We start from the raw sequence: 368 nt of genomic DNA, 5'->3' as shown, positions 1-368 counted from the left end.
AGTGTATCTTATAATGAATGGTTAAAACAAAATAAAGAAGAATTTATGCCTATATATCAAGATGGTTTAAAACAAGGTGTTTTTCTAGAACCGTTATCTTATAATGAATGGCTAAAATTAAATAATTATGGACAAGCACCAATGGGAGATACTGAATTTTTTGATGATGTGACTCCAAAAGGAAGTTGGGGTGGATTTACTTTAAAAGCTGGAGATATATTTATAACAAATGCAACAAGTTCAGCAGGTATAGTAGGACATGCAGCTATTGCTAATGGTGATAATTATATTTTACATATGCCTGGTGCTGGCCAAGGAAATCAACAATTATCTACATCTAATTGGATGCAAAAATATACTGCGTCAGG

General features: G+C 32.1%; 1 protein-coding gene. It reads left to right on the top strand.

Annotated elements, in window-relative coordinates; all coding sequences use genetic code 11:
- Positions 1–368 (top strand): hypothetical protein (locus FE392_RS23315; RefSeq protein WP_319932045.1); only part of this gene is annotated, 368 nt, incomplete at both ends.

The organism is Xenorhabdus santafensis (genome assembly GCF_033949405.1).
GTDB classification, from domain to species: Bacteria; Pseudomonadota; Gammaproteobacteria; order Enterobacterales; family Enterobacteriaceae; genus Xenorhabdus; species Xenorhabdus santafensis.
Note: the sequence above shows the minus strand (reverse complement) of the source record. Positions and strands in the feature narration are given on the sequence as shown.